Source organism: Lysinibacillus sp. NPDC086135 (genome assembly GCF_044746345.1).
In the GTDB taxonomy this organism is placed as follows: Bacteria; Bacillota; Bacilli; order Bacillales_A; family Planococcaceae; genus Lysinibacillus.
Window position 1 is genome coordinate 85,322 of the sequence record NZ_JBIVCA010000011.1, and the last position, 24,950, is coordinate 110,271.

The 24,950-nt window shown below is 36.9% G+C and carries 23 protein-coding genes; 17 read left to right on the forward strand and 6 right to left on the reverse strand.

Going from position 1 to position 24,950, the window contains the following annotated elements:
* Positions 1-15: 15 nt before the first annotated feature.
* From ACIPKN_RS15370 to ACIPKN_RS15385, 4 genes are all read left to right on the forward strand, one after another.
* Positions 16-885: a transporter substrate-binding domain-containing protein gene (locus tag ACIPKN_RS15370; RefSeq protein ID WP_400937577.1), complete on the forward strand. Its 870-nt coding sequence runs from the start codon at positions 16-18 to the stop codon at positions 883-885.
* Positions 886-1,557: 672 nt separating this feature from the next.
* Positions 1,558-2,265, forward strand: coding sequence for an amino acid ABC transporter permease (locus ACIPKN_RS15375; RefSeq protein WP_197142622.1), 708 nt, complete (start codon positions 1,558-1,560; stop codon positions 2,263-2,265).
* Between the two features lie 12 nt (positions 2,266-2,277).
* Entirely contained in the window at positions 2,278-2,979 is a 702-nt protein-coding gene (locus ACIPKN_RS15380; RefSeq protein WP_400937581.1) for an amino acid ABC transporter permease, read from the forward strand.
* A 13-nt stretch (positions 2,980-2,992) separates the two neighbouring features.
* Entirely contained in the window at positions 2,993-3,748 is a 756-nt protein-coding gene (locus ACIPKN_RS15385; protein ID WP_142510078.1) for an amino acid ABC transporter ATP-binding protein, read from the forward strand.
* A gap of 118 nt (positions 3,749-3,866) precedes the next feature.
* Here the strand turns inward: ACIPKN_RS15385 and helD are convergent, their stop codons facing one another.
* Positions 3,867-6,173, reverse strand: coding sequence for an RNA polymerase recycling motor HelD (helD, locus tag ACIPKN_RS15390; protein ID WP_400937584.1), 2,307 nt, complete (start codon positions 6,171-6,173; stop codon positions 3,867-3,869).
* Positions 6,174-7,566: 1,393 nt separating this feature from the next.
* On the opposite strand from helD, the gene ACIPKN_RS15395 reads away from it, so the two are divergent.
* Positions 7,567-8,628 carry a YHYH domain-containing protein gene (locus ACIPKN_RS15395; protein ID WP_400937587.1) on the forward strand — a complete coding sequence of 354 codons (1,062 nt, stop codon included), beginning with the start codon at positions 7,567-7,569 and terminating at the stop codon, positions 8,626-8,628.
* Entirely contained in the window at positions 8,618-9,241 is a 624-nt protein-coding gene (locus ACIPKN_RS15400) for a hypothetical protein (RefSeq protein ID WP_400937589.1), read from the forward strand. The genes ACIPKN_RS15395 and ACIPKN_RS15400 overlap by 11 nt, the downstream gene beginning before the upstream one ends.
* A gap of 45 nt (positions 9,242-9,286) precedes the next feature.
* On the opposite strand, the gene ACIPKN_RS15405 is transcribed toward ACIPKN_RS15400, so the two are convergent.
* On the reverse strand, positions 9,287-10,477 hold the full coding sequence (locus ACIPKN_RS15405; protein ID WP_400937592.1) for a coenzyme F420-0:L-glutamate ligase: 1,191 nt from the start codon (positions 10,475-10,477) through the stop codon (positions 9,287-9,289).
* A gap of 124 nt (positions 10,478-10,601) precedes the next feature.
* On the opposite strand from ACIPKN_RS15405, the gene ACIPKN_RS15410 reads away from it, so the two are divergent.
* Positions 10,602-11,522, forward strand: a complete 921-nt coding sequence (locus tag ACIPKN_RS15410; protein WP_400937594.1) for a LysR family transcriptional regulator — start codon at positions 10,602-10,604, stop codon at positions 11,520-11,522.
* 416 nt (positions 11,523-11,938) lie between these two features.
* Here ACIPKN_RS15410 and ACIPKN_RS15415 read toward each other — a convergent pair whose 3' ends face one another.
* Complete coding sequence (locus tag ACIPKN_RS15415) at positions 11,939-12,820, reverse strand: LysR family transcriptional regulator (RefSeq protein WP_400937596.1); 882 nt, start codon at positions 12,818-12,820, stop codon at positions 11,939-11,941.
* Between the two features lie 112 nt (positions 12,821-12,932).
* Here ACIPKN_RS15415 and ACIPKN_RS15420 point away from each other — a divergent pair, with 112 nt between their 5' ends.
* Positions 12,933-13,952, forward strand: coding sequence for a YeiH family protein (locus tag ACIPKN_RS15420; RefSeq protein WP_400937711.1), 1,020 nt, complete (start codon positions 12,933-12,935; stop codon positions 13,950-13,952).
* 99 nt (positions 13,953-14,051) lie between these two features.
* On the opposite strand, the gene ACIPKN_RS15425 is transcribed toward ACIPKN_RS15420, so the two are convergent.
* A complete protein-coding gene (locus ACIPKN_RS15425; RefSeq protein WP_142509939.1) occupies positions 14,052-14,387 on the reverse strand; it encodes a heme oxygenase in 336 nt (111 codons plus the stop codon).
* Between the two features lie 159 nt (positions 14,388-14,546).
* Here ACIPKN_RS15425 and ACIPKN_RS15430 point away from each other — a divergent pair, with 159 nt between their 5' ends.
* From ACIPKN_RS15430 to ACIPKN_RS15465, 8 genes are all read left to right on the forward strand, one after another.
* Entirely contained in the window at positions 14,547-14,711 is a 165-nt protein-coding gene (locus ACIPKN_RS15430; protein WP_400937599.1) for a hypothetical protein, read from the forward strand.
* A 285-nt stretch (positions 14,712-14,996) separates the two neighbouring features.
* Positions 14,997-15,599, forward strand: coding sequence for a class I SAM-dependent methyltransferase (locus tag ACIPKN_RS15435; RefSeq protein WP_400937601.1), 603 nt, complete (start codon positions 14,997-14,999; stop codon positions 15,597-15,599).
* 433 nt (positions 15,600-16,032) lie between these two features.
* Entirely contained in the window at positions 16,033-17,256 is a 1,224-nt protein-coding gene (locus ACIPKN_RS15440; RefSeq protein WP_400937604.1) for an ABC transporter substrate-binding protein, read from the forward strand.
* A gap of 262 nt (positions 17,257-17,518) precedes the next feature.
* On the forward strand, positions 17,519-18,394 hold the full coding sequence (locus tag ACIPKN_RS15445) for a branched-chain amino acid ABC transporter permease (protein WP_400937606.1): 876 nt from the start codon (positions 17,519-17,521) through the stop codon (positions 18,392-18,394).
* A 13-nt stretch (positions 18,395-18,407) separates the two neighbouring features.
* Positions 18,408-19,343, forward strand: a complete 936-nt coding sequence (locus ACIPKN_RS15450) for a branched-chain amino acid ABC transporter permease (RefSeq protein ID WP_132362613.1) — start codon at positions 18,408-18,410, stop codon at positions 19,341-19,343.
* The gene (locus ACIPKN_RS15455; protein WP_400937609.1) at positions 19,343-20,122 is read left to right on the forward strand and encodes an ABC transporter ATP-binding protein; all 780 of its coding nucleotides are present in this window, start codon (positions 19,343-19,345) and stop codon (positions 20,120-20,122) included. Before ACIPKN_RS15450 ends, ACIPKN_RS15455 begins: the two co-directional genes overlap by 1 nt.
* A complete protein-coding gene (locus tag ACIPKN_RS15460; protein WP_142509933.1) occupies positions 20,122-20,829 on the forward strand; it encodes an ABC transporter ATP-binding protein in 708 nt (235 codons plus the stop codon). Before ACIPKN_RS15455 ends, ACIPKN_RS15460 begins: the two co-directional genes overlap by 1 nt.
* A gap of 123 nt (positions 20,830-20,952) precedes the next feature.
* Positions 20,953-21,447: a cupin domain-containing protein gene (locus ACIPKN_RS15465; protein WP_400937613.1), complete on the forward strand. Its 495-nt coding sequence runs from the start codon at positions 20,953-20,955 to the stop codon at positions 21,445-21,447.
* Between the two features lie 183 nt (positions 21,448-21,630).
* Here the strand turns inward: ACIPKN_RS15465 and ACIPKN_RS15470 are convergent, their stop codons facing one another.
* Positions 21,631-22,350 (reverse strand): DUF6904 family protein, encoded by a 720-nt coding sequence (locus ACIPKN_RS15470; protein WP_400937615.1) that lies wholly within the window; start codon positions 22,348-22,350, stop codon positions 21,631-21,633.
* A 22-nt stretch (positions 22,351-22,372) separates the two neighbouring features.
* Positions 22,373-23,074, reverse strand: a complete 702-nt coding sequence (gene rluF, locus ACIPKN_RS15475; RefSeq protein WP_142509930.1) for a 23S rRNA pseudouridine(2604) synthase RluF — start codon at positions 23,072-23,074, stop codon at positions 22,373-22,375.
* Positions 23,075-23,419: 345 nt separating this feature from the next.
* On the opposite strand from rluF, the gene adh reads away from it, so the two are divergent.
* The gene (gene adh / locus ACIPKN_RS15480) at positions 23,420-24,940 is read left to right on the forward strand and encodes an aldehyde dehydrogenase (RefSeq protein ID WP_323654764.1); all 1,521 of its coding nucleotides are present in this window, start codon (positions 23,420-23,422) and stop codon (positions 24,938-24,940) included.
* The last annotated feature ends 10 nt before the right edge of the window (positions 24,941-24,950 follow it).

Here is a 24,950-nt window from a genome sequence, read left to right on the forward strand (position 1 = left end):
AAGGGGACATGATATATGTTTAAACAGAAGAAAAAAATTTTCCAATTGGCAGCAATCGGGGTGGCTTCACTTGCTATTTTAGCCGGCTGTAATTCAGGTGAAGCTTCTGATAAAGATTCAGAAGATGGCGCGAAAGTACGTACAGTGAAGGTTGCATTTGACCAGGCGACAAAGCCAATTAGTTATTTAGCTGATAAAGGAAATCCAACAGGCTACGATGTGGAAGTCATGAAGCTGGTGGATGAGATGTTACCTGAATATAAGTTTGAATTTGTAGGCACGACTAGTGATGATTTACTAATTGGCGTTGAGCAAGGGAAATATCAAGTAGGAGTAAAAAATGCCTTCTTTACGCAAGAACGGACAGAGAAGTTTATTTTCCCTAAAGAATTTTTAGGCTTAAGTAGTGCGGGTTTAGTATTACGTAAAGAAGATGAAGGGATAAAAACTTTAGCCGACTTTGCAAAAAAGGGTTATTCATTAGCACCAATTGCTGCGAATAATGCTCAATACACAATTATTGATGAATATAATAAAGCAAACCCAGACAATAAAGTGAAATTACAGGCTGGTGATGCGTTCACTGTCGATATTGTGCAATGGGTAAATGAAAAACGTGTCGATGGTGGTGTCATGATTGAAGGTCCATTTAAACAACAAGTTTTAGCAGAAGATGGCCCATATCATAATTTAAAGGATGACGTAGTTTACAACGAATTTTCCGTTATTAAAACATGGCCGTTGTTCAATAAAAAGGAACAAGAATTTGCAGATGCTTACGATAAAGCTATAGCAAAAATTAAAGAGCAAAAGAAAACAAATGATTTAAGCACTAAGTTTTACGGTCGAGATTTATTTGAAGTGTTAGATTCTGTGAAGCGCTAATAGGCGGTAGCTGATCAAAGAAGATCCTCTTTAGAAGAGAAGGTGTTAGCAGCTACTATCAAATAAAAGGCTGTTGAGTCAGTATACTCAGCAGTCTTTATTAACTTCTTTCAGCAAATGTTTTCTGTAACGAAAGTGAAACGGCAGTTATAAATGTTTTCTGTAGCGAAAGCGAAGCGACAGCAACAGAAGCCTCCCATCCCTATAGGTGGTGAGATGAATGCAGATTTAAGCTACTTTCAGCGGGTGTCCAAACACCTGCACCTGCTGAAATAGAGGAACTCATTCTAAGACCGCCACGTCCTGTGGCAATTTATCTGTGCGAAAGCGAAGCGACAGCAACACGGTTTTATCTGTGCGAAAGCGAAGCGACAGCAACAACAACAACACACGACTGAGTGACCAACATCACGTTGGCCCAAAGCCTCCGGCGGATGTCACAGAATCGGAAAGGAGTTTTTAGGGGATGTTAGCCTAAAACCATCGCATCCATGCGATAACGGCTAACTGACCTGCATCGGTAAAAACGCCACGTCCTGTGGCATTACCGAAATGACCGACATCGTGTCGGCCCTCGTGCAGGCCTAAGGACAAAACCGATTTTGGACGCAATTATGCCGAGGCATAAATGATTAGAAAGAGAATTATAGAAATATAGAAGTTGGTGAGGAAATGGAGAAGTATTTTGATGCATCATACATTTGGAACTCAATTCCTGTATTATTGCCTTTTTTAAAAGTAACTTTCTTAGTCGCAGGTTCTTCCATTGTACTAGGCACAATATTTGGCTTATTATTAGCGGCTGCTAAGTTAAGTTCAATAAAATTGCTGCGAAAATTAGCAAACTTATACACAACGATTATGCGTTGTACACCATCTATCGTTTTATTATTCCTTGTATATTATGGTGTTCCAGCGTTAGCGGAAAACTTCGGCATCAATCTCCATTCAATCGAAACAGCCATTTTCGTAGTTGTAACGTTTACTTTACAGTTTGCGGCGATTATGTCGGAAGTTATTCGTTCTGCTTATTTAGCGATTGATAAAGGGCAATTTGAAGCGGCTGTTAGTGTGGGATTAACGCCATTTCAGGCCTATCGACGTATTATTTTCCCACAGGCACTCGTTATCGCCTTACCGAACTTTGGGAATGGAATGATTGCCTTATTACAAGAAGGGGCGCTCGCTTATACAATCGGCTTAATTGATATTGTCGGAAAGGCAAATTTAATTATTGCAAGTAATATTAATGCGCATGCATTAGAAATATATATTGCTTTAGCGATTGTTTATTGGGTGCTGTCGATTATTATAGAAAAATTCTTCGCTATGCTAGAAAAGTTCTTTGGTAAAGGGAAAAAGACATTAGAAACAACGTAAGGAGGCGAAATCATGAATTATCAATTTTTAGTTGAAACATTTTTTGTTGCATTATCAGGTGTACCTATCGCACTCCTTGTGACAATTGTTGCTATGCTTGTTGCTCTACCACTCGGCTTTCTACTAGCACTAACACGAATCAATAAAATCCCAGTGATCCATCATATAGCGAAAATTTATGTCTCCTTTGTCCGAGGTACACCTATAATCATCCAAATCTTTATTATTTATAGTAGTATCCCATTACTACTTAAAATGACTTTTGAGAAATATAATATCGTCTACGATATTTATAAAATCAATCCGATTTGGTATGCATTTATCGTCTTCGCATTTAGTACAACGGCAATATTAATTGAGGTATTTCGTTCTGCTTTAAGTACGATTGAAAAAGGACAGCTAGAGGCTGCTCATGCAATAGGCTTAACAACATTTCAAGCCTATCGCCGTATTATTATTCCACAGGCTTTAGTAGTAGCTATGCCGAATATTTGTACGGCTACAGTCAATCTCATTAAAGCGACGTCTTTAGGCTATGCAATGTCCTTACCTGAAATTACATTAAAGGCTAAGGTAGCTGCTAATGTTGGTTACAATTACGTAGAAGCATATATTGATATTTTCATTGTGTACTTAATTTTATGTAGTACGGTTGAATACATTTTTAAACGATATGAAAAACATTTAAGTAAATTCAAAGTGGCAAAAGCCTAAGGGGTGAACGAGTATGTTAGAAATTAAAAATATTCATAAATCATTTGGTGACAATGAAATTTTAAAAGGTGTCGATTTAGCCATTGATAAAGGTGATGTTGTTGTTATTTTAGGCCCAAGCGGCTCAGGAAAAACAACATTATTACGTTGCATTAACTTTTTAGAGAAGGCTGACCAAGGACATGCGACATTTGGCGATATCCAAGTAGATTTTCAAAATGTGAAGAAGAAGGACGTACATTCGATTCGTCAGCGTGTAGCCTTTGTATTCCAGAACTACAATCTTTTCACGAACAAAACGGCGCTAGAAAATGTTACAGAAGGGCTTATTATAGGACGTAAAATTCCGAAGGCAGAAGCGACTGAAATTGGCAAAAAGGCGCTTGATAAAGTAGGCTTATCAGAAAAATATGATGCCTATCCAAGTCAATTGTCAGGAGGTCAGCAGCAGCGAGTCGGTATCGCACGAGCAGTAGCATTAAATCCTGATATTATTTTATTTGATGAACCGACTTCTGCACTTGACCCAGAGCTAGTAGGAGAAGTCCTTCAGGTTATGAAAAACATTGCAGCAGAAGGAACAACAATGCTTGTGGTCACACATGAAATGGGCTTTGCGAAAGACGTAGCAAATCGGGTGATTTTTATGGACGGTGGTGTCGTTGTAGAGGAAGGAAATCCTCATGATATATTTGTTAATCCGAAAGAGGAACGCACGAAGAAATTCTTAAAACGTGTTATTCCAGAGGATTATACGTTCTACATTTAACTTCTTTTAGCCGATCCTGGATGCAATTATGCCGAGGCATAATTGATAGATGAAGAGAAGCTGCAAGTGTTCCATGGAGTGTCTATGGAAACATGCGGATTCTCTTCTTTTTTTGAAATTAAAGCTTTAAAAAATGTGTTAATTCATTAATGGAATAGATATGCAATTCGTGCATAGCTCGTGTACAAGCTGTGTAGAAATAATTACGTTCTGTTTCCCTCGAATAATTAGCCGGAGAGGCATTGTATATCAAGACAGCGTCGAATTCAATTCCTTTTGCCATATAAGCAGGTAACAGTAAAATGCCTTTTTTAAATTGTTTTGTATCATGGGTAATGAGTTGAATATCTACTTGGTCTTTCATTGTATTAAAAACCATCGTACACTCTTGCTCTGTTTTACAGATGATTGCAATTGTTTCGAAATTTAGGGACAAGCCGTTAATCTTTTCGACAAGCTGTTCAATTAAATGTATTTCACTCGACACAATGGTGATAGTTGGTTCGGGACCGGTTCTATTAAAGGCTTCTACTTTTGCATCCTCGTGTAAAATCTTCGAAGTAAGGTGAATAATTTGTTTTGTTGAGCGATAACTTTTCGTTAATATCATTTTTTCTGCTTGTTCACCATATAATTGTGGTGTCAGCAGTGAAGGGTTTTTAAAGGTATGAGGATGGATGGTTTGATGCCCATCGCCCAATATAGTCATATGTGCACGTGGGAATAATTGTTGTAAGACGAATAGCTGAAATGGAGAATAGTCTTGTGCTTCATCAATTAAAACATGACGAATCATCGTATTTGTTCGTTGAACTTCTATTTTGTCCTGTAAATATAGAAATGGAGCGGCATCTTCATACGAAATAATACGCTTTGCTAAATTAGGGAGTGTATGCTGACAGATTTCTTCCCAATGGTCAGGTAAAAGGTTCTGCAATTGCCGATGAATAGATTTGTTCATGTCAAACAATTGACGATAAATGCCTAACATATGAACGAACTTCAATTGTTTCACAGATTGACGAAGAGGCTTGAACTGCTTTTTGACAATTTGGCTAGTTATTTTCTTGCGCTCTTGCTCGAAATCATCAAAAGAGTTTTCTGAAAACCGACCTTCATGCAAAAGCTCGCTATAGGCTTTTGTGTACTCTTCAATGTCTAAAAGTTCGCTGGCTTCTTCTACCCATTCTTTTGCCCGTTCTGCCTTTTCAATTTTCGATAATTGTTGTAATAACCATTCTTTCACTAATTGCAGTCGATTTGGGATGGGCATTGTGGCATTGAATGAATAAAAGTATTCAGCAATTTCTTGAGCGGTAATAATTCTTTCTCCGCGAAAAACAATATTTTTAAATAGCAAACCTTCATTTGCAAGGTGTTCAATATATGTGTCCAGCAATTCTCGATAGTGAAGGCTAGCTTTAAAAGAAATAATCGTAAGCCTCGTTTGGTAGAGTGAGTCATCTCCCTCTGTTAAAAGTGACTCCAATTGTTCATAAGGATATTCCAATTGGAACTGTCGACCTAAACGTTTTGTTGCATATTCGGAGAAGGTTAATTGCTGCATATTGTCTTCACCTAAATCCGGTAAAACGGTATGAACATATTGATTAAAAAGTTGATTAGGTGTAATCAATAAAATTTGATCAGCAGTAATTTGATCTCGATAATGATACAACAAATAAGCAACACGTTGGAGAGCGACTGCCGTTTTTCCACTACCTGCGACACCCTCTACGATTAGATAAGGAGTGTTGACATGTCGAATAATTTTATTTTGCTCCGCTTGAATCGTTGCAACGATGCTACGGATATGTTCGTTTGCATTTTGAGCGAGAATATCGAGTAATAAATCATCACCAATCGTTAAACCTGTATTAAACATCGATTGTAATTGACCATTCTTAATGATAAATTGCCGTTTTAAAAGCATCTCACCTTGAATGTCTTCAGTTGCCGTTTCATAAGTAGCTGGGCCAGGCGTGAAATCATAATACATACTTGATATAGGGGCTCGCCAATCATAAATTAATATGTTTTCATTCTCTTCATCCATTAAGGTTGCTACACCGATATAAATCTTTAAAGGTTCGTTATGACTTTCCTGTAAAAAATCAATGCGAGCAAAATAAGGTGATTGCTGTAAACGTTCATATATTTTTACATCTTTGATGACACGTTGCTGAGCATGCTGGGAATCTGATAAGAGCTCTGCCTGTTGTTTAATAGCATAATAGGTCTCGTCTATATCCTCCGGAGTATCTAAGTTCACTCTGACGTCGTCCCAAAAGGTTTTCTTTAATGTTAAAACATTGTCTCTAACATCCTTTTCCTTTTGCAGTAACTCCTCCTTTTTGTGACCAACTGTGTTTAAACAAAGAACAAGATACTGTTTTTCTTCTGTCCATTCATATTGTTTTTCCAATGTTACTCACATTCCTCTCCATATAATTATTTGCATGGTTTTTGATGCGGGAAATTTATCATACAGCTAGTTCAGAAAGAAGTATAGTCTAGTAATTATGGCAAATTTATGCTATAATAAAGTTGTAAAAGAAAATCAAATATTTAACAAAAAACTGTTCCGAAAAATTGGGGGCAGTCTTTTTTTTGCTTGATTCCTGATTTAGTAAAATTTTGATTTTATGGGAGGTGGTTGGATTCTATCGTGTTAGTATGTCTATAAGTTGATCTTCGTTCCTAGGTCACGTCTGCGACGCCGATTCCTGAAGAGTCGCCCTCAAACTGACTTATATTCAGGGTATTGTTTGAACAAATATCACACCCAACTTAAATCATTTTAACCTTCTGAAATTAATTTCCATACTTGATGATTAATTTTTGATATGTAAGAAGAATAGTTGTTAAAAGAATGTGTTTTTATAAATGATATAGACACTTGAAAGGGAATGAAGAAATGACGGGAAAATGCTTATTCTTTCAAGTGATGCTATGCGTTAAGAGCTATTTTGGGACGCCGCTAGGTAGAAATTGCGAATGGTATTCCGTATTTTATGTGGGTGTTTAAATATGACTAAAGATCAATTTGTTATTGTTGATTCGGAAAATATTGAATGGAGCGCAGGATATTTAAGATAGGTGAAATATCCTTATGTTCTAATTTTATTTATTATTATTTTGATATACCATATTCATGATGTGTATCAAAATAATAATAAAAAAAGAGGAGAATTCCGAAAGTAATAATGGAGAAAATGAGAAGGGATTTAGAGTTTCTGATATTGTGGAGGGGTTTTAAGAGGTTCATATGGTGCATAAAGCGAGCCTGTATGAAATCTAAAAAGAGCAAGTTATTTCACTAATCCAGACCCGGCCCACATATGAGGAGCTTTTTATAAATATATGTATGAAAACAGTTCATTATGAATAATACCTAGGGAAATTTGTGAGACAGAATCATGTTCGAACAAGCGAACATTGGTTAAATGATGAAGTAAAACTTTAATCAATTGAAATAAATGTGATTTGAAAAGGTTTTAATCTAATAGAAAACAAAAGAGCTGAGAAAGATGTAATTCTTTAACATGAAGTTAATAATTTATAATGATGAGGAAGTAAGCAGTGTGGCGTATCCCTTTACAGAATGGGACATGCAGGCTCGATTCCTGTCATCCTCACTTAGGGAGTTTTTTATCGTTACAATCGTCTTCTTGGTTTAAAACTAAATACGCTCCTATTTCTCTCTTTTATCTTTGATTTTTTTAATCAACACAGAAATAGCAAAATCGTACTATGCGTCATGGGAAATATGATATAAGATAAAATATGTCAATTATTATAGATAGGAGGAATAAGTGGTGAGAAGTGGTTATTTGTCAAAAATTAGTGTTTTAGTATGCAGTTTTTTACTACTATTACCGTTTACAGCAAGTGCCCATCCAGGTAGAACGGATAGTAATGGAGGACATACTTGTCGAACTAACTGTGAAAAATGGGGATTAGAATACGGAGAATATCATTATCATAATGGTGGTAGTACATCTAATGGCAGTAGCAATATATCAAAACCTGCTCCAAAAAAACCTGTGCCTTCAACACCGGAGCCCAAAATAGATGAGGATCAAGTGAAGGCGGAAAACTATTACACAATGGCAACGAATTTATATAATAGTAAAGATTATAAGGGAGCTATTAGTGAACTTGAAAAGATTTACGAGTTGAATAAAGGTAGTAGTAAAACAGATAGTCTTATTCAAAAGTCTGTGAATGCTATTTATGAATTAGCTGAATCTAAGGTTAATGCAGGGGAATATTCTGTAGCTAAAGATTATGCAGTTTATATTAAAGAAAATCGACGTTCTAATGACGAGATTAAGCAAAAAGCTAGTGGTTTATTAAACCAAATGAAAGACGATGAAAAAATCGATGAATTACTTTATAAAGCAACAAATGCTAGGGATGAAAAAGATTACGAAGAAACTTTCAGCATTATCCAAGAGGCTCAGAAGATAAAACAGTTGGATAAGATTAAATCTTTTTATAATGAAACGGTAGAGTCTTTAACGAGCGATGCAGAAGAAGCATTTCACCAAAAGCAATATGGGGATGCTAAAAAGCTTTATAAATTATTGATCAAAAAAACAGAAACACCAACCGTAATCTCACAATATCAAAAGAAACTTCAACGATTAGAAGGGGAACAATTACTACAAAAAAGCTTTCATATTAAGACGGCTAATTTTGAAGGGAAGTCTCTTTTTAATCATTTAATGGAAGATGAAAAGAACACACCATATGATAAAAATATTGTAAATATAGTAAAAGGCTCCTTGCATGTAGGTACAGATAATGCTAGGAAATATATATTTACTATTAAAATTGAAGAATTGTTAAAAGGGGGAAAGAAAGATGATGCATAAAGCAGAGTCAAAACTTAGAACCCCCATTGTTAAAACAGCTTGGTTTATGTGGTTTTGGTTAATCATTTTCCCTCCTTTGGGCGTATTTCTTATGTGGAAACAGGGGCGGCTTACTAAGAAGAAACGTACTATAGCTACCGTAATAGCAGGTGTCTACTTTGTCTCTCCGATGATAATTGGAATGGCAACAACGCTGCCACTTTATAATAATCAAGAAGAATTTATAGAGGCATTCAATAAAGAAGTAAAAAAACTAGACTTCTCATATTCCCTTGAAAATACAAAGAAAGAAGAAGAAACAATTACTTCAAAGTTGGGTAAGGATATTACTTTAATTGAAAATATTGATGAAAAAGGCGCAGTACATGAGTTGATTATGGTGGGGCAAGGTGAAGGGATGGATATCATACTTTCTATGGGATTGTTAATTGGTATGACAAACCCGGACTTAAGCCAAAACGATATTGGCGCTGTGTTGAAGGATTTACGTTTGTTTGACGAAAGTTATGACTATCAAAAGAATGAAACAACTGTAGAGAAAGATACGATTCGGTATAACTTAAAATATGATGAAGCTGCTGGTGTAATATTTAGTGCTTCAAAAGTAAATTAGTATATAGGAAAAAGTGCGAGCAACCAGCTCGCACTTTTTTTAAAATTACTTTGTATAGTTATCGAAATAACCTTGAATATAAATCATCGGTGTTCCTTTGTCGCCTGAACCTGAAGTTAAGTCTGAAAGAGAGCCAATTAGGTCTGTTAAACGACGAGGCGTTGTACCTTGAGCAGCCATTTTCCCAGTTAAATCTTCATCTTTGTTTTGGATATACTCAGAAATTGCTACTTTTAATTCTTCGCCGCGAAGATCCGCAAAATCGTTATCAGCTAAGTACTTTAGTTTTACTTCGTTTGGCGTGCCATTTAATCCAGCGGTGAAAGCTGGTGAAACAACCGGGTCTGCTAACTCCCAAATTTTACCTACAGGATCTTTGAATGCGCCATCACCATAAACCATTACTTCCACTGTTTTACCAGTAGCTTCTTTGATTTTTGCTTGAATGCCATCAACAATCGGTTGGCATGTATGTGGGAATAATTTTACGCTATCTTCAGTGGCTTTATTTGAACCAAGTAGACCATACTCCGCGTTAAAGCCAGAACCATTATTAGATTCAGATAAAATATTATCAAGACTGTATACTTTTTCAGCGCCGTTTGCCGTTAAAATACGTTTTGTACGTGAGCGTGTATGAATATCACAAGTTAACACACTCTTCGTAAAGTCTAAAATTGTTTTTGGGTTATTTGAAAAAATAACTTCACAAGAAGCGCCTTCAGCTTCGATTAGTTCTTTATAATATTCGATATAATCTACACCTGTAAATGTATGTTTTTTATACCCAAAATGCTCACGGAATTCAACCTCAGTTAAAGTATCTGTCCAAGGATTAATCCCTTTTACATCTAGCTCATCGATATCAACTAGGTGATTCCCCACCTCATCAGATGGATAGCTAAGCATAAGAACTACTTTTTTTACGCCTTTTGCAATACCACGTAAGCAGTTAGCAAAACGATTACGGCTTAGAATTGGAAAAATAACACCAACAGTATCATCACCAAATTTAGCAGCTACGTCAGCTGCGATATCATCAATGGATGCATAGTTACCTTGTGCACGCGCTACGACAGATTCTGTTACTGTGACAATGTCACGATCTTCAATGGAATAACCTTCAGTCTTTGCTGCATTTAATACTGTATCAACAACGATTTGCTCAATATTATCGCCTTCGTTAATGATTGGACCACGAAGACCTCTTACTACTGTACCAACTACACGTTCCAAAATAATCTCTCCTTATTAAACAGGTAAATTTATGTTAAATAAAACCAATATAGTTTTACTATACGCCCCTTTAGTGATATAAGTAAAATTAATAGTTCGTATAATAGCTATAAGAGGTGCTTATATGATAGGGAAATTAGATTTATATCGTGTTTTTAGTATTGTTGCTAAAAATAATAGCTTTTCAAGTGCGGCCAAAGATTTATATATGACTCAACCAGCTGTTAGCCAAGCCATGATGCAATTAGAAAAGGATCTAGGTACACGTCTCTTTAACCGCACACCTAAAGGGGTGACGTTAACAACGGAGGGTAAACTTTTATATGAGTATACAAATTCCGCATTAGGCCTTTTAGATGCTGGTGAGGAGAAGCTGCTAGAATTCAAAAATTTAACAACAGGTCAATTGAAAATTGGCGTTGGGGACACTATTTCTCGTTTTTATTTAATGCCTTATCTAGAGATGTTTCATACAATGTATCCAAATATAAAATTACAAATGTTAAATGGAACGACTTCGGAAATTTGTAACTTTATTAAATCTGGTGAGGTTGATATAGGACTTTGTAATTTTCCGATAGAAGATCAGACATTACAGTTAACCGCTTGCACCGAGGTTCAGGATATTTTTGTATGCGGCGAGAAGTACAAAACGTTGGCATCAAAAAGCTTAAGCTTTGAGGATCTGTTAAAGTTTCCGCTTATTTTTTTAGAGAAAAAATCAAATTCAAGAAAGTATGTAGAAGATTATTTATTTGCAAGAGGGATCTTCATTGAACCTGAGTTTGAGCTTGGTTCACATGATTTAGTGCTGGAATTTGCACGCAGTAATTTAGGAATTGCTTGTGTAACGAAAGAATTTTCTAATGATTATTTGCAGCGAGGATTTTTATATGAGCTAACATTAACAGAAAGTATACCGACACGAAGCATTGGCATGTGTTATTTGAAAAGCGTACCTTTATCACGAGCAGCATTGAAATTTGTAGAAATTATTGAGCATAAGCAGGAGCTTAAACGTCTAAATCCAAGAATTATAAAGTGAGATTAGCAAGTAGTGTTGAAAAACAAAATGGTGAAGGGAATCTATGTCACATTCAATAAAGTATGACTCTTCTGCAAAACGAGAGGTTGATTTCCGTTCCAACTGGGCGCTTTTTTGTTGCTGCCGCTACGTTACACTGCGCTTTCGCACAGAAAACTTGTTGCTGCCGCTTCGCTTTCGCACAAAGCAAAGCTTCCTTGGGGTGTCCGATGAGCCGCTCCGCTGCAGGGTCTCGGACCAACAGGAGGTTAGTCACGAAGGCGTTATCACAGGATGTGATGCTTTTAACCTTCGTTCCGCTATTGCTGATCCCTAAGGAGTCGCCCAGGCTCCATGCCAATCAACCACTTCACATAGTATATATCTTCTGACACATAATAGCTTTTCAACAATATGAAGCTTAGCGACTTAATCCGCTAAGCTTTCTTTAGTAGTGCCTCTAAAAGAATGTCAACATTGCGTTTATTTTTCATTGTAGGCGAGCACAAATAAGAAAATGTTCGTATAAAATACTGTTCCTCGAGGGGTAAGATTTTTATATCGCCATTATTTAATTCACGCTCAATGACACTAGCGGACAGTAATGAAATTCCAAGCTCTTGTATAACGCTTTCTTTCACACCTTGATTACTACTAATAGTAAGAAGTGAACGTACTTGGAGCCCATTTGCTCTAAATAAATGATCTAAATAATAACGTGTGCCTGAGCCTTCTTCACGTGCAACCCAATTTTGTTGCTGCAAGTCCGAAACCGTAATCGTTGACTTCTTTGCAAGAGGGTGATTACTCGCACTGACAATAAATAATTCATCTTGCATAAACGGTTTAATAAGAAGTTCATGGTCGTGTGCTTGACCTTCAATAAGACCGATATCGACTTGTAACAATTTTGTATATTGAATGATTTCTTTCGTATTGCCAATAATAACTTGAAGCTCTAGCTGAGGGAATTGCTGTTGCAAGCTCGCTATGATAGGAGGCAATATATATTCCCCAATAGTAAAGCTAGCGCCAATCACAAGTGTACCTTGAATTTCATGGTGATAGGTTAAAATATCTTCTTTTGCTGCCTCGGCAATGGCCATCATTTGCTTAGCTCGTTTATATAAAATTTCTCCAGTTGGTGTGATTTGTACAGATTTTGGCGAACGGATAAATAAGGTCGTTTGAAATTCTTGCTCTAAATTTTTAATGTGTAAACTGACACTTGGCTGCGAAATATGAAGTATTTCGGAGGCTTTCGTAAAATTATTGACCTCCACCAGTGTGATGAACGTTCTTAAAGCATCAAATTGCATATCATCACTCCTATCATTAGAAATATTAATAATTATGATTATATATATGTATTTTACTGATGATTAACTTTCTAATAAAGTAAAATCATCAAGGATGAAAGAAGTGAACAACATGGATAATAGGCAGCATAGGTTAAAAAGTTTCCTGACCCCAGCGTTTATGAAGGGGATATTGTTGACACTCATTATTGCTTTAGTAGCAAAATATATTTCGACATTCCCGTTCTTCTCAATATTAGGGCAGCTTGTCATTGCCATTATATTAGGTATGGCTTGGAGAGCAGCCTTTAGGGTGCAGAATTCTTGGCAAACAGGTATAACATTTTCAAGTAAAAAATTGTTACGCCTCGGCATTATTTTTCTGGGGATGCGTTTAAACTTAGCGGATATTTACAATGCTGGAGCGAATGTTTTTCTTATTGCTTTTATTAATCTAGTATTTGCTTTAGTGGTTGTATACGGCTTAACGAAGGTATTTCATGTAGATAAGAAGCTAGGCATATTAACAGCTTGTGGTACGGCTATTTGTGGGGCTGCTGCTGTTGTCGCTATTGCTCCTCAAATTAAGGCGAATGAAAAAGAGACGGCAGTGGGTGCAGCGATAGTCGCATTACTAGGGACTGTATTCACATTAGTCTACACGGTATTATACTCAGTATTTAACTTAACTCCTACTGAATATGGTATTTTTGCGGGGGGCACTCTACATGAAATTGCTCATGTTATTGCAGCAGCCTCAGCTGGTGGAAATGAAGCCGTTGATACGGCAGTTATTGTGAAGCTAACACGTGTCGCATTGCTTGTACCGGTAGCTATTGTCATCGGTATTTTATTTCGAAGAATTGATAAGGGGCAGGAAAAAGAAAGGTTTTCGCTGTCGATAATTCCATGGTTTATTCTTGGTTTTTTAGCGATGAGTGCTATTAATTCGTTAGGGATTGTACCAGCTAATGTAGCACAAACATTTGTATATATCGCTTATATTTTAATTGGGATGGCGATGGCTGGACTAGGTTTAAATGTAGAGATAAAAACCTTTAAACAATTAGGCGTAAAAGCGTTTATTGCAGGACTTATCGGTTCGGTTTGCTTATCGATACTTGGTTATTTTCTAGTTATTTTCCTGCAATAATTCAAAAAGATCCTGCATTTTCAAAAATGCAGGATTTTTTAGATAGAATCAGAAGATATTTTAGTTGTTACTCTTTCAGCTGCTGAAAGAAGTTAAAAATTAGCGTAATGCTTCAATCGAAGAAGCTAATTCGGCTATAACTATTTTGCTACCGATAAGTGGACTGTTTTCAGGTTTTCCTCCCTCAGCACTTTGTCCAGGACGGTGATGAGCTGCAGCGAATGCATCGCTATTACGCCAGGCTTGGAAATGTTCCTTAGACTCCCAGTACATATTGACGCTCATTTCGTCATAAGTCGGATCATCAGTTGAAACTAATACCTCCACTTTATGGAAGCCTTCAAACTGCTGTAGAGGTCCTGGTTTTGTAAAGTTCGGTGCCATTTTTGCAGCAAAGCCGGGTTTTACTTGAATACGATTTGTAACAATAATCATACTTTCCCCCCTATTCATTTTTTAGTTAATCATATGAATGAATTTTCAATGATTATCATTCGCAATCAATGATAATTCGCCTAGGAAGACATTGTCAATAGAAGAGCAATGTAAATTGCAAATAGCGTCAAAATGGTGATAAGCAGGGGGAAAGACCAAATGATGGTGGTCCAATACAACGACCTGACCAAAATGGAGGACCCATGTGGCCTAACAAAGGCGATGAGCACTAAAGCAAGGAACAGTTATACGATTCTTGTTTTCTTTGCCTTATTAATAGTTGCACTGCTCTTTGTTTTAAAATTTATCGGAGGAGGACGTTAAAAAACCATATTCCAAAACTTTTAACATCACTGATGAACAACAAAGAATCGCTGATAAAACCGGATAAATCGCTGATAAACAACAAAGAATCACTGATAAAACCGGATAAATCGCTGATAAACAACAAAGAATCACTGATAAAACCAGATAAATCGCTGATAAACATCAAAAAATCGCTAACAACACAAAAGCCTCTCCAATTTTTCAGTGCCCTCAAAACTTTTGAGTATGGTTTTTTCTTTTTATCGTGCTAAAATTAATCATTCTTTTTTTAGGAGTAATAGTATGAATGAACATCAATTTGATAAATATTTACATATTAACACAGTAGGTGAACAATACGGCTTCCCTAAACTAGCTCATTATCATCGCTATGAGCCAACACCGTATGTTGGCTTAGAACAATTATTTGCAGAGTATGAGATGCCTGATAATCCAGTGTTTATCGATATGGGATGTGGAAAAGGGAGAGTTCCTATTTATATACATGATAAATTTCATATTCCGACAATTGGGGTAGAAATGGATGCAGGTTTTTATGCAGAGGCTGAAAATAATAAAAGGAGCTATCTTCAAAAAAAGAGTGCTCAAGCTCCGATTTCCTTTATTCATTCAATAGCGGAGGACTATGCTATTCAGCCAAGCGACACAGTTTTCTTTTTTTTCAATCCGTTTTCAATTCATATTTTTCGTACAGTTATTCATAATATATGGAAGTCTTATGAGCAGCATATGCGTGAAATTCATATTATTTTATATTACCCACCGTATGATTATTTACAGTTTTTACATCATGGGACGCCTTTTGAATTAATCCATGAGGTTCATCTTGAAAATGAAACAAATATTAACGAACGCCTCTGTGTGTTTGCATTGAAAAAAGCTTAGAGCTGTAGAAATACCTAGCTCTAAGCTTTTTTTTGGATTCGACTATGACAAATTAGAAAAAAATCTTACTCCGATTGCGCCCTCTAAGTACTCTAATTCCGTATTAATACTTCGCGAAAACGCTTTAGCCTTTGTATTCTTGAAAAAAGGGCGAGATTTTATTGAAAAAAATATTCAAAAATGATCGTTTTATAGTAGTGTTCACTCAAAATTAGTAGATAATTCCTAAATTACTAATTATACAGAAAAATCACTCTAGACTAAAAATAAAGAATGTTTTACAATGTAAAAGGTTTAATTGAATAATATATCTATTAGTATAGATAGTTATAAATTATCATTTTGGTTATTTTTGTTATTGAGGAAATGCCGCGGATTGTTTATAATTATCAGAAATATCTAACATTTGAAAAAACTTAGGGGGAATAAAATTATGCGAGAGAACAAAAAACTTAAAAAGTTTGGCTCACTTTTAGTTGCATCTTCATTACTTGCAGCCGTTCTTGCGGGCTGTGGTAATGGAGGTAGTTCAAGTTCAGGAGGTGGATCATCATCAGGCGGTGGCGGTTCTTCTGACGGTGATACTATTAAAATCGGTGCAAACTTAGAACTTTCGGGTAACGTAGCTTCCTATGGTTCGTCAATTGCTCTGGGTGCAGAGCTTGCTGTTAAAGAAATTAATGATAATGGTGGAATCAATGGTAAAAAAATTGACCTTATTAAAGTAGATAACAAATCAGAAAACGCGGAGGCTACTGCAGCAGCTATTAAACTAGCGACGCAAGATAAAGTAGTAGCAATGTTAGCCCCAGCAACTTCTGGTAATACAGTTGCTACTGTTCAAATTGCGAATAAAAATAAAATCCCAATCGTTACTGGTTCTGGTACTGCTCCAAACATTACAGTAAATGATAACGGTAGCATTAATGAGTATGCATTCCGTACTTGTTTCATCGATCCATTCCAAGGGATTGTAGCAGCAAACTTCGCTTCTAATGAATTGAAAGCTAAAAATGTAGCTATTTTTGCGGACAATGCATCTGATTATGCAAAAGGCCTAGCGAAATCATTTAAAGAAACAATTACAGAAAATGGCGGGAAAGTTGTAAAGGAAGAAGCGTATGTAGCGAAGGATACTGATTTCCGTACACAGTTGACAAATATTAAAGGCGAGAAGCCAGACTTTATTTTTATCCCAGGATACTATGAAGAGGTCGGTTTAATTGTTAAACAAGCACGTGAAATGGGTATTGATGTACCACTGATGGGGGCTGACGGTTGGGATTCACCAACATTAGTAGAGTTAGCTGGTGGGAAAGCGCTAAATAATACGTACATCACAAACCACTACTCTGCAGAAGACCCAGATCAAAAAATTCAAGACTTCGTAAAGGCGTTTAAAGCAGCGAACAATGATAAAGCACCAGATGCATTTAATGCACTTGGCTATGACTCAATTTACTACATTGCTGATGCTATTAAACGTGCAGGCTCTACGGATGGGGAAGCAATTAAAAATGCATTAGCTGGCACAAAAGATCTTTCATTAGTAACAGGTACTTTCTCAGTTGACGAAAATCATAACCCAATTAAAACAGCAACAGTTCTTGAATTTAAAGACGGTAAACAAGTGTTCAACTCTAAAGTTAATCCTTAATGTTTTTTAGGCAAGGGGAGGCGGGTAAACACGCCTTCCCTTTTATGTTTTCTCTTATTCAGTAAAGGCTCCAACCATTGAAGGTGATGAGATGAATGCGGATATGGTGTATCTGTAGCGACAGCTACAGATACACCAAGGCGAAATGGATAGATTATGAAAAAATTTTTAAGAGGACACAATTTACTCTATTTTCAATAATAATATGTAGAAGTAAGTACTATTTTTGCACTTTTCAAAAAATAAAAAGGAGTGAACGCTCATGGAATGGATACAGCAGCTTGTGAATGGTATTTCACTAGGTAGTATCTACGCATTAATAGCGCTGGGGTATACGATGGTATACGGGATTATTAAGCTGATTAACTTTGCCCACGGAGATGTCTTCATGATTGGGGCATTTATTGGCTTTTATGCAATTGCTAAATGGGAGCTTGGTTTCTTTCCAGCACTGTTATTGGCAATGGTGGTCTGTGCAATCTTTGGTGTTTTAATTGAACGTATTGCTTATAAGCGTTTGCGAAATGCCACACGTATTGCTGCTTTAATTACTGCAATCGGTGTATCGCTATTAATCGAATATACAACTATTTTCTTCAGAGGTGCGCAACCTGCGGCATATCCTGATGTCATTAAAAGTAAATCATTTGATATTTTTGGTGTTCAAATCAGTAGTACATCAATATTAATTTTATCTGTCTCAATTGTACTGATGATTCTTTTACAATTCATCGTACATAAAACAAAAATCGGGAAAGCGATGCGCGCGGTTTCTCATGATGCCGATGCAGCACGATTAATGGGTATTAATGTAGATAATACAATTTCAGCGACATTCGCAATAGGTTCAGCTTTAGCGGGTGCAGCAGGTGTTATCTTCGGGGTATATTACACAAAAATCGATCCATTAATGGGTGTTATTCCAGGGGTTAAAGCATTCATAGCGGCAGTACTTGGCGGTATTGGTATTATTCCTGGTGCCATGGTTGGTGGTATGTTGCTCGGTGTTGTGGAATCATTCGTAAGTGCACTTGGTTTCTCTCTATGGCGTGATGCAGCAGCATTTGTTATTTTAATTTTAATTTTAATTTTCAGACCATCGGGTATCTTTGGTAAAAATGCCCGTGAGAAAGTGTAGGTGAGTGGTGATTATGAAAAAATCTAAAGTTTTCTGGGGCTATGCAGTATTAGCGCTAGTCATCTATGCAGTTGTTCAGGTGCTTATTTCAACGAACTTTCTCGATATTTACTATCAAAATATGTTGATCACAATGTGTATTAACATTATGCTTGCGGTCAGTTTGCACATTGTCATTGGTATTACTGGTCAGTTCTCGATTGGGCATGCAGGCTTTCTAGCGGTAGGGGCATATATTTCTGCCATTATCACAACTAAATTAATGCTTCCGTTCCCATTAGCTATTTTTTTAGGGGCACTTGCAGCAGCAGTAGCAGGTTTAATTGTAGGTATCCCGACGTTACGTTTAAAGGGTGACTATTTAGCAATTGCAACGCTTGGTTTTGCGGAAATTATACGTATTATCTTTTTAAATACGGATTATGTTGGTGGCGCAGCAGGGATGCAAGTTGAATATTTATCTAATTGGACTTATGCATTCATAGGTGTTGTTTTAACAATTTTAGTAATCTCGAACTTTACAAATTCTCGTCATGGACGCGCATGTATTTCGATTCGTGAGGACGAAATTGCGGCAGATGCAATGGGTATTAACACAACCTACTATAAAGTTGTAGCTTTCGCAATTGGTTCCTTCTTTGCTGGTCTTGCAGGGGCCATCTTTGCACATAATTTTTACATTATTCAACCGACAACTTTCAGTTTCTTAAAATCTTTTGATATTTTAATCTATGTAGTTCTTGGTGGTTTAGGCAGTCTTTCAGGATCTGTCATAGCTGCGGTTTTCTTAACAGTAGTCTCAGCATATTTAGCAAACTTCCCAGAAACACGTATGATTATTTATAGCTTAGTCTTAATAGTGGTAATGCTGTACCGTCCAACGGGTTTGATGGGAACGAAAGAAGTTACAGATTTGTTTAAATTCGGTAAAAAAGGAGGTACAAAATAATGACTGGAAACCTTCTTATCAATGTTGAAAACATGGGCATTCAATTCGGTGGTTTAAAGGCGGTACAGGGCGTTAATATGTACCTAAATCAAGGAGAACTAGTAGGTCTTATAGGGCCTAATGGTGCTGGTAAAACAACGAGCTTTAACATGCTTACTGGGGTGTATAAGCCAACTGAGGGCACGATTACATTTGACAGTATAAAGTTAAACGGGCTTGCGCCATATCAAGTAACGCAAAAAGGTATTAGTCGTACATTCCAAAATATTCGTTTATTTAAAGAGCTATCTGTTTTAGATAATGTTAAGGTAGCGAACCATTCACTTGCAAAGCATTCCATGTGGTCTTCTATTTTCCGCTTGCCGAATCATTTTAAAGGTGAGACAGAAATGGAGCATCAATCTATTGAGTTTCTAAAAATCTTTGGCTTAGATGTTTATAAGGATGAAGTTGCGAAAAATTTACCTTATGGGATGCAGCGCCGTCTAGAAATTGCTCGTGCTCTAGCTACGAAACCTAAGCTACTTTTATTAGATGAGCCAGCAGCAGGGATGAACCCACAGGAGACGCATGATTTAATGGAATTAATAGCGTTTATTCGTAAAGAGTTTGGCTTAACAATTCTTCTAATTGAGCATGATATGAGCTTAGTTATGGGAATTTGTGAACGTATATACGTGCTCGATCACGGTCAATTAATCGCTGATGGGACACCAGAAGAAATCCGCAACAATCCAAAGGTAATTGAAGCTTACCTTGGCGAGGAGGTTATCAGCTAATGCTAAAAGTACAAAATATAGATGTATTTTACGGTAACATTCAAGCATTAAAGGGCCTCTCTTTAGAAGTAAATGAGGGTGAAATCGTAACGTTAATTGGTGCAAATGGTGCTGGTAAAAGTACATTATTAAAAACATTGTCAGGCTTATTAAAACCAAAGGGTGGCATCATTGAATATGAGGGCTTCTCTATCGCAGGGAAAGCTGCACAGACAATTGTAAAATCAGGAATTTCACATGTTCCAGAGGGGCGCCGTGTTTTTGCAAATATGTCCGTTGAAGAAAACTTAGAGCTTGGAGCATATCTCCGTAACGATAAAGCAGGCATCAAAAAGGATCTAGAGCATGTGTATGAATTATTCCCGCGTCTTTTGGAGCGCCGTAAACAGCAATCAGGTACATTATCTGGTGGTGAGCAACAGATGCTAGCGATGGGTCGAGCATTAATGGCAAGACCAAAATTGTTATTAATGGATGAACCTTCAATGGGGCTTGCGCCACTCATGGTAAAAAATATTTTTAATATTATTGAGCAAGTTAATAAAGAAGGTACAACCGTACTACTTGTTGAGCAAAATGCCAATATGGCTTTATCAGTAGCAAATCGTGCGTACGTACTTGAAACAGGACGTATAGTATTATCGGGCACAGCAAAAGAGCTTCAAGAGAGTGAACAAGTAAAGGCTGCTTATTTAGGTGGTTTATAAAAGATGAGGGCATCTCGGAAGATGAGATGCCTTTTATATTATAGATAGATGTTTGAAAATAACAGATAGCAGTAGCATTCATCATTTATTATTTGGTAATGTGGACAAAAGGAGTGATGTTTTATGAAGTATACAGCACAATATTTTATTGAGAAATTAAATTTAGCAGAGCATCCTGAGGGAGGATATTACATATCCTCGTTTAGAGCAGCTGAGGATATGGCTGTAAAAGATGTACAGAGACCAATTTATACGAGTATTTATTTCTTACTTCGTTCACAGGATATATCGCATTTGCATCGTTTAAAATCGGACGAGCTTTGGTATTATCATGCTGGCAGTCCGCTAACAGTCCATATGATTTTCCCTGATGGTACATATGAGGCGAAGAAGCTTGGATTAGATGTCGAGTCAGGAGAAGTACCACAAATAGCAGTACCGAAAAATACTATATTTGGCTCATCCGTAGAAGATGCAGATGCATTTAGTTTAGTAGGCTGTATGGTTGCACCAGGCTTTGATTTTGAAGACTTCGAATTATTTACACAAGATGAGCTTTTAGAGGACTATCCACAGCACGAGGAAGTTATTAGAAAAATGGCTTACACAACAATTTAAAGGAAGAAAGATAGCTGTTTCAAAGTTAGGTGAGTCGGCTCATAGTGTTGAAAGACAAAATGATCAAGGAAATATTGTTTACCTAGATGAGGATAGTTTTCGTTCCGGGCTACTCGTTTAGCCCAATCGCCATACTTTATTTACAAGCGCCGTCTCAAAATTAGTTGAGACGGCGCTTCCTATTTACCACAAAATAGTTTCAGGATATTTCGCTTTAATTTCGATTTCATGTAACGATTTTTTTGTAGTAATCGCGGCTTCCATGAGTTGTGATTTTAGCATTACATATTCATCGTCTTCTAACATTAATCGGAGAGCAAATGATGCTAAATGAGCTTTACGTTCCTCCGATCTTAGTTGAATATACTCTAAGTTCAAAACATCGATGTACTGTGTTGCATACCGGAATGTTAATGGACTTTTAGTATGGAGCATTCTTAAAAATACTAAGTATTCTTCCTCATTAAGCTCCTGCTCTAAACAATTAGCAACCGCTGCCTGGAATTTACGAATGGCGGCAACATCAATATTCCAATCAGAAGAATCAATTAGCTCCTGATGTAGGCGAATGAAATCGTTTAAAGCGATAGCAGTAAAGATCAGCTCAGGCCAAAGAATCTCTGCTGCGAAATAAGCATTTTTGTGTGGAAAAATTAGTTCATGCTGTAGCAAAACACTTTTATTGAGTCCATTGCTAACAAACTCAAGCTGATGCTCTCCCTGGGCAGCTTGACGTAGATTATAACAAACACTAAGAATGCGAAGGCGCGCTCCTTGATAATCATAATACTTGTTTTCATCACCAGTTATTTTGTAAATAGCATTAATAAGCTCATCTAAATCCCAAAAATCCCCGCTAACACGTGCTCCAGTTAACTGCTCAGTACTGTGAATTGACAGCATAGTTCTATCCCCTTAAACTGCTTTATTTTGGTGTGTATTTAAGTAGTCTAAATAGTTCTGTGCGTTCTTTATCTGTTAAATCGCGCCACTGTCCAACTTTTAAATTGCCAAGCTTAATATTCATAATACGAATGCGTTGTAGACGCTTAACGGAGTAGCCAAGTGCTGAACACATACGACGTATTTGGCGATTTAAACCTTGCTCTAAAATGATTTTAAAGACTTTATCAGATATTTTTTCAACATGACAAGGTAGGGTTGTAGTATCTAAAATATCTACACCCGCTCCCATTTCTTTGATGAATTGCTCCGTAATGGGTTTATCGACTTGCACGATATATTCTTTTTCGTGATGGTTTTCAGCACGTAAAATTTTATTGACGATGTCACCATCATTTGTCAGTAATAATAGCCCTTCTGACTCTTTATCTAGTCGTCCAATATGGAAAATGCGAAGAGGGTGATTGACAAAATCAACGACATTTCCTTTTATATGACGTTCAGTTGTACTTGTAATTCCTACTGGTTTGTTTAAGGCAATATATACGAGCTGTTCTTCTTTCTTTACCTCTTTTCCATCAACACAAACCATATCACCAGCTTCTACTTGACTACCGACTGTAGCAAGTTCACCATTAATTGTTACTTTACCTTCTTCTACCCATTTATCCGCACCGCGACGAGATACGATGCCTGTTTCACTCAAATATTTATTAATGCGCATACTGTTCTCCTATACATTTATATTATTTTTAAGTATACATTATAGTTGGTCACACCGTGAATTCTAGAAGCTTTTGTAGGAAATATAGCTCACTCTAGGAAAACAACTTTCGTGGGTCTCCTGGTCGTTCATACTTCATTCCTTGTGCTTTCATACCAACCTCCTTCCTTAATCACAAACGAATTTTAATATAAATCTAAAAAAATTTAAAAAAGTTGAAATTATTTTTCGTTTCTGACAATATATTGTGTAAGAGGGTATCTATGAAAATATCGTTATTTCGATAAAAAATGACGATATTTGTAGATTATTTTCTCATCATTTTGTGTAAAGGGGAGAAGTAAAATGGTTTATGCATTTCCAAACACTGAAGGGTCGGTAGTTCAATTCAAAGAGAAATATGAAAATTACATTGGTGGGGAATGGACACCTCCAGTGAAAGGACAATACTTTGACAATGTGACACCTGTTACTGGACAAGTTTTTACACAAGTAGCTCGTTCTACTACTGAGGATATTGAACTTGCACTTGATGCAGCACATGCCGCAAAAGATGCATGGGGGAAAACATCCGCAACAGAGCGTGCAAACATTTTACTTAAAATTGCGGACCGCATAGAACAAAACTTAGAAAAGCTAGCCGTTGCCGAAACATGGGATAACGGAAAAGCGGTACGTGAAACATTAAATGCAGATATCCCTCTTGCAATTGATCATTTCCGTTATTTTGCGGGAGCTTTACGTGCACAAGAAGGCGCAGTAAGCCAAATCGATAATGATACTGTCGCGTATCATTTCCATGAGCCAATTGGGGTAGTAGGTCAAATTATCCCATGGAACTTCCCGTTATTAATGGCTGTTTGGAAGCTAGCACCAGCACTTGCAGCTGGAAACTGTGTGGTGTTAAAACCTGCAGAGCAAACACCAACTTCAATTATGGTGCTCGTTGAATTAATAGAAGATTTATTGCCATCAGGTGTACTAAATGTTGTCAATGGCTTTGGCTTAGAGGCAGGGAAGCCGCTAGCATCAAATCCACGCATCGGTAAAATTGCCTTTACTGGTGAGACTACGACAGGTCGCTTAATTATGCAATATGCTTCACAAAATCTTATTCCAGTTACATTAGAATTGGGCGGCAAATCGCCAAACATCTTCTTTGAGGATATTATGGACGAAGATGATGCCTTTTTAGATAAAGCAGTAGAGGGCTTTGTATTATTCGCATTAAACCAAGGTGAAGTATGTACATGTCCTTCCCGTGCATTAATTCAAGAATCTATTTACGATAAATTTATGGAGCGCGTCCTACAGCGTGTTGAAGCGATTAAAGTTGGAAATCCACTTGATCCGAATACGATGATGGGTGCGCAAGCTTCAAGTGAGCAAATGGAAAAAATCCTTTCTTACTTAGATATTGGTAAGCAAGAAGGTGCAGAATGTCTAATTGGCGGAGAGAAAAATAATGTAGGATCAGGCTTTGAAAATGGTTACTACATTAAGCCAACTGTCTTCAAAGGACACAATAAAATGCGTATTTTCCAAGAAGAAATTTTCGGGCCGGTTGTTGCTGTAACAACATTTAAAACAAAAGAAGAAGCGTTAGAAATTGCGAATGACACATTATACGGTTTGGGTGCAGGTGTATGGACACGTGATATGAATACAGCCTATCGCTTTGGTCGTGGTATTCAAGCAGGACGTGTTTGGACAAACTGCTACCACGCTTATCCTGCACATGCAGCATTCGGTGGCTATAAAATGTCGGGTGTTGGTCGTGAAAACCATAAGATGATGTTATCTCACTATCAACAAACGAAAAACCTATTAGTTAGCTACAGTGAAAACAAACTTGGTTTCTTCTAATCAATAGGGA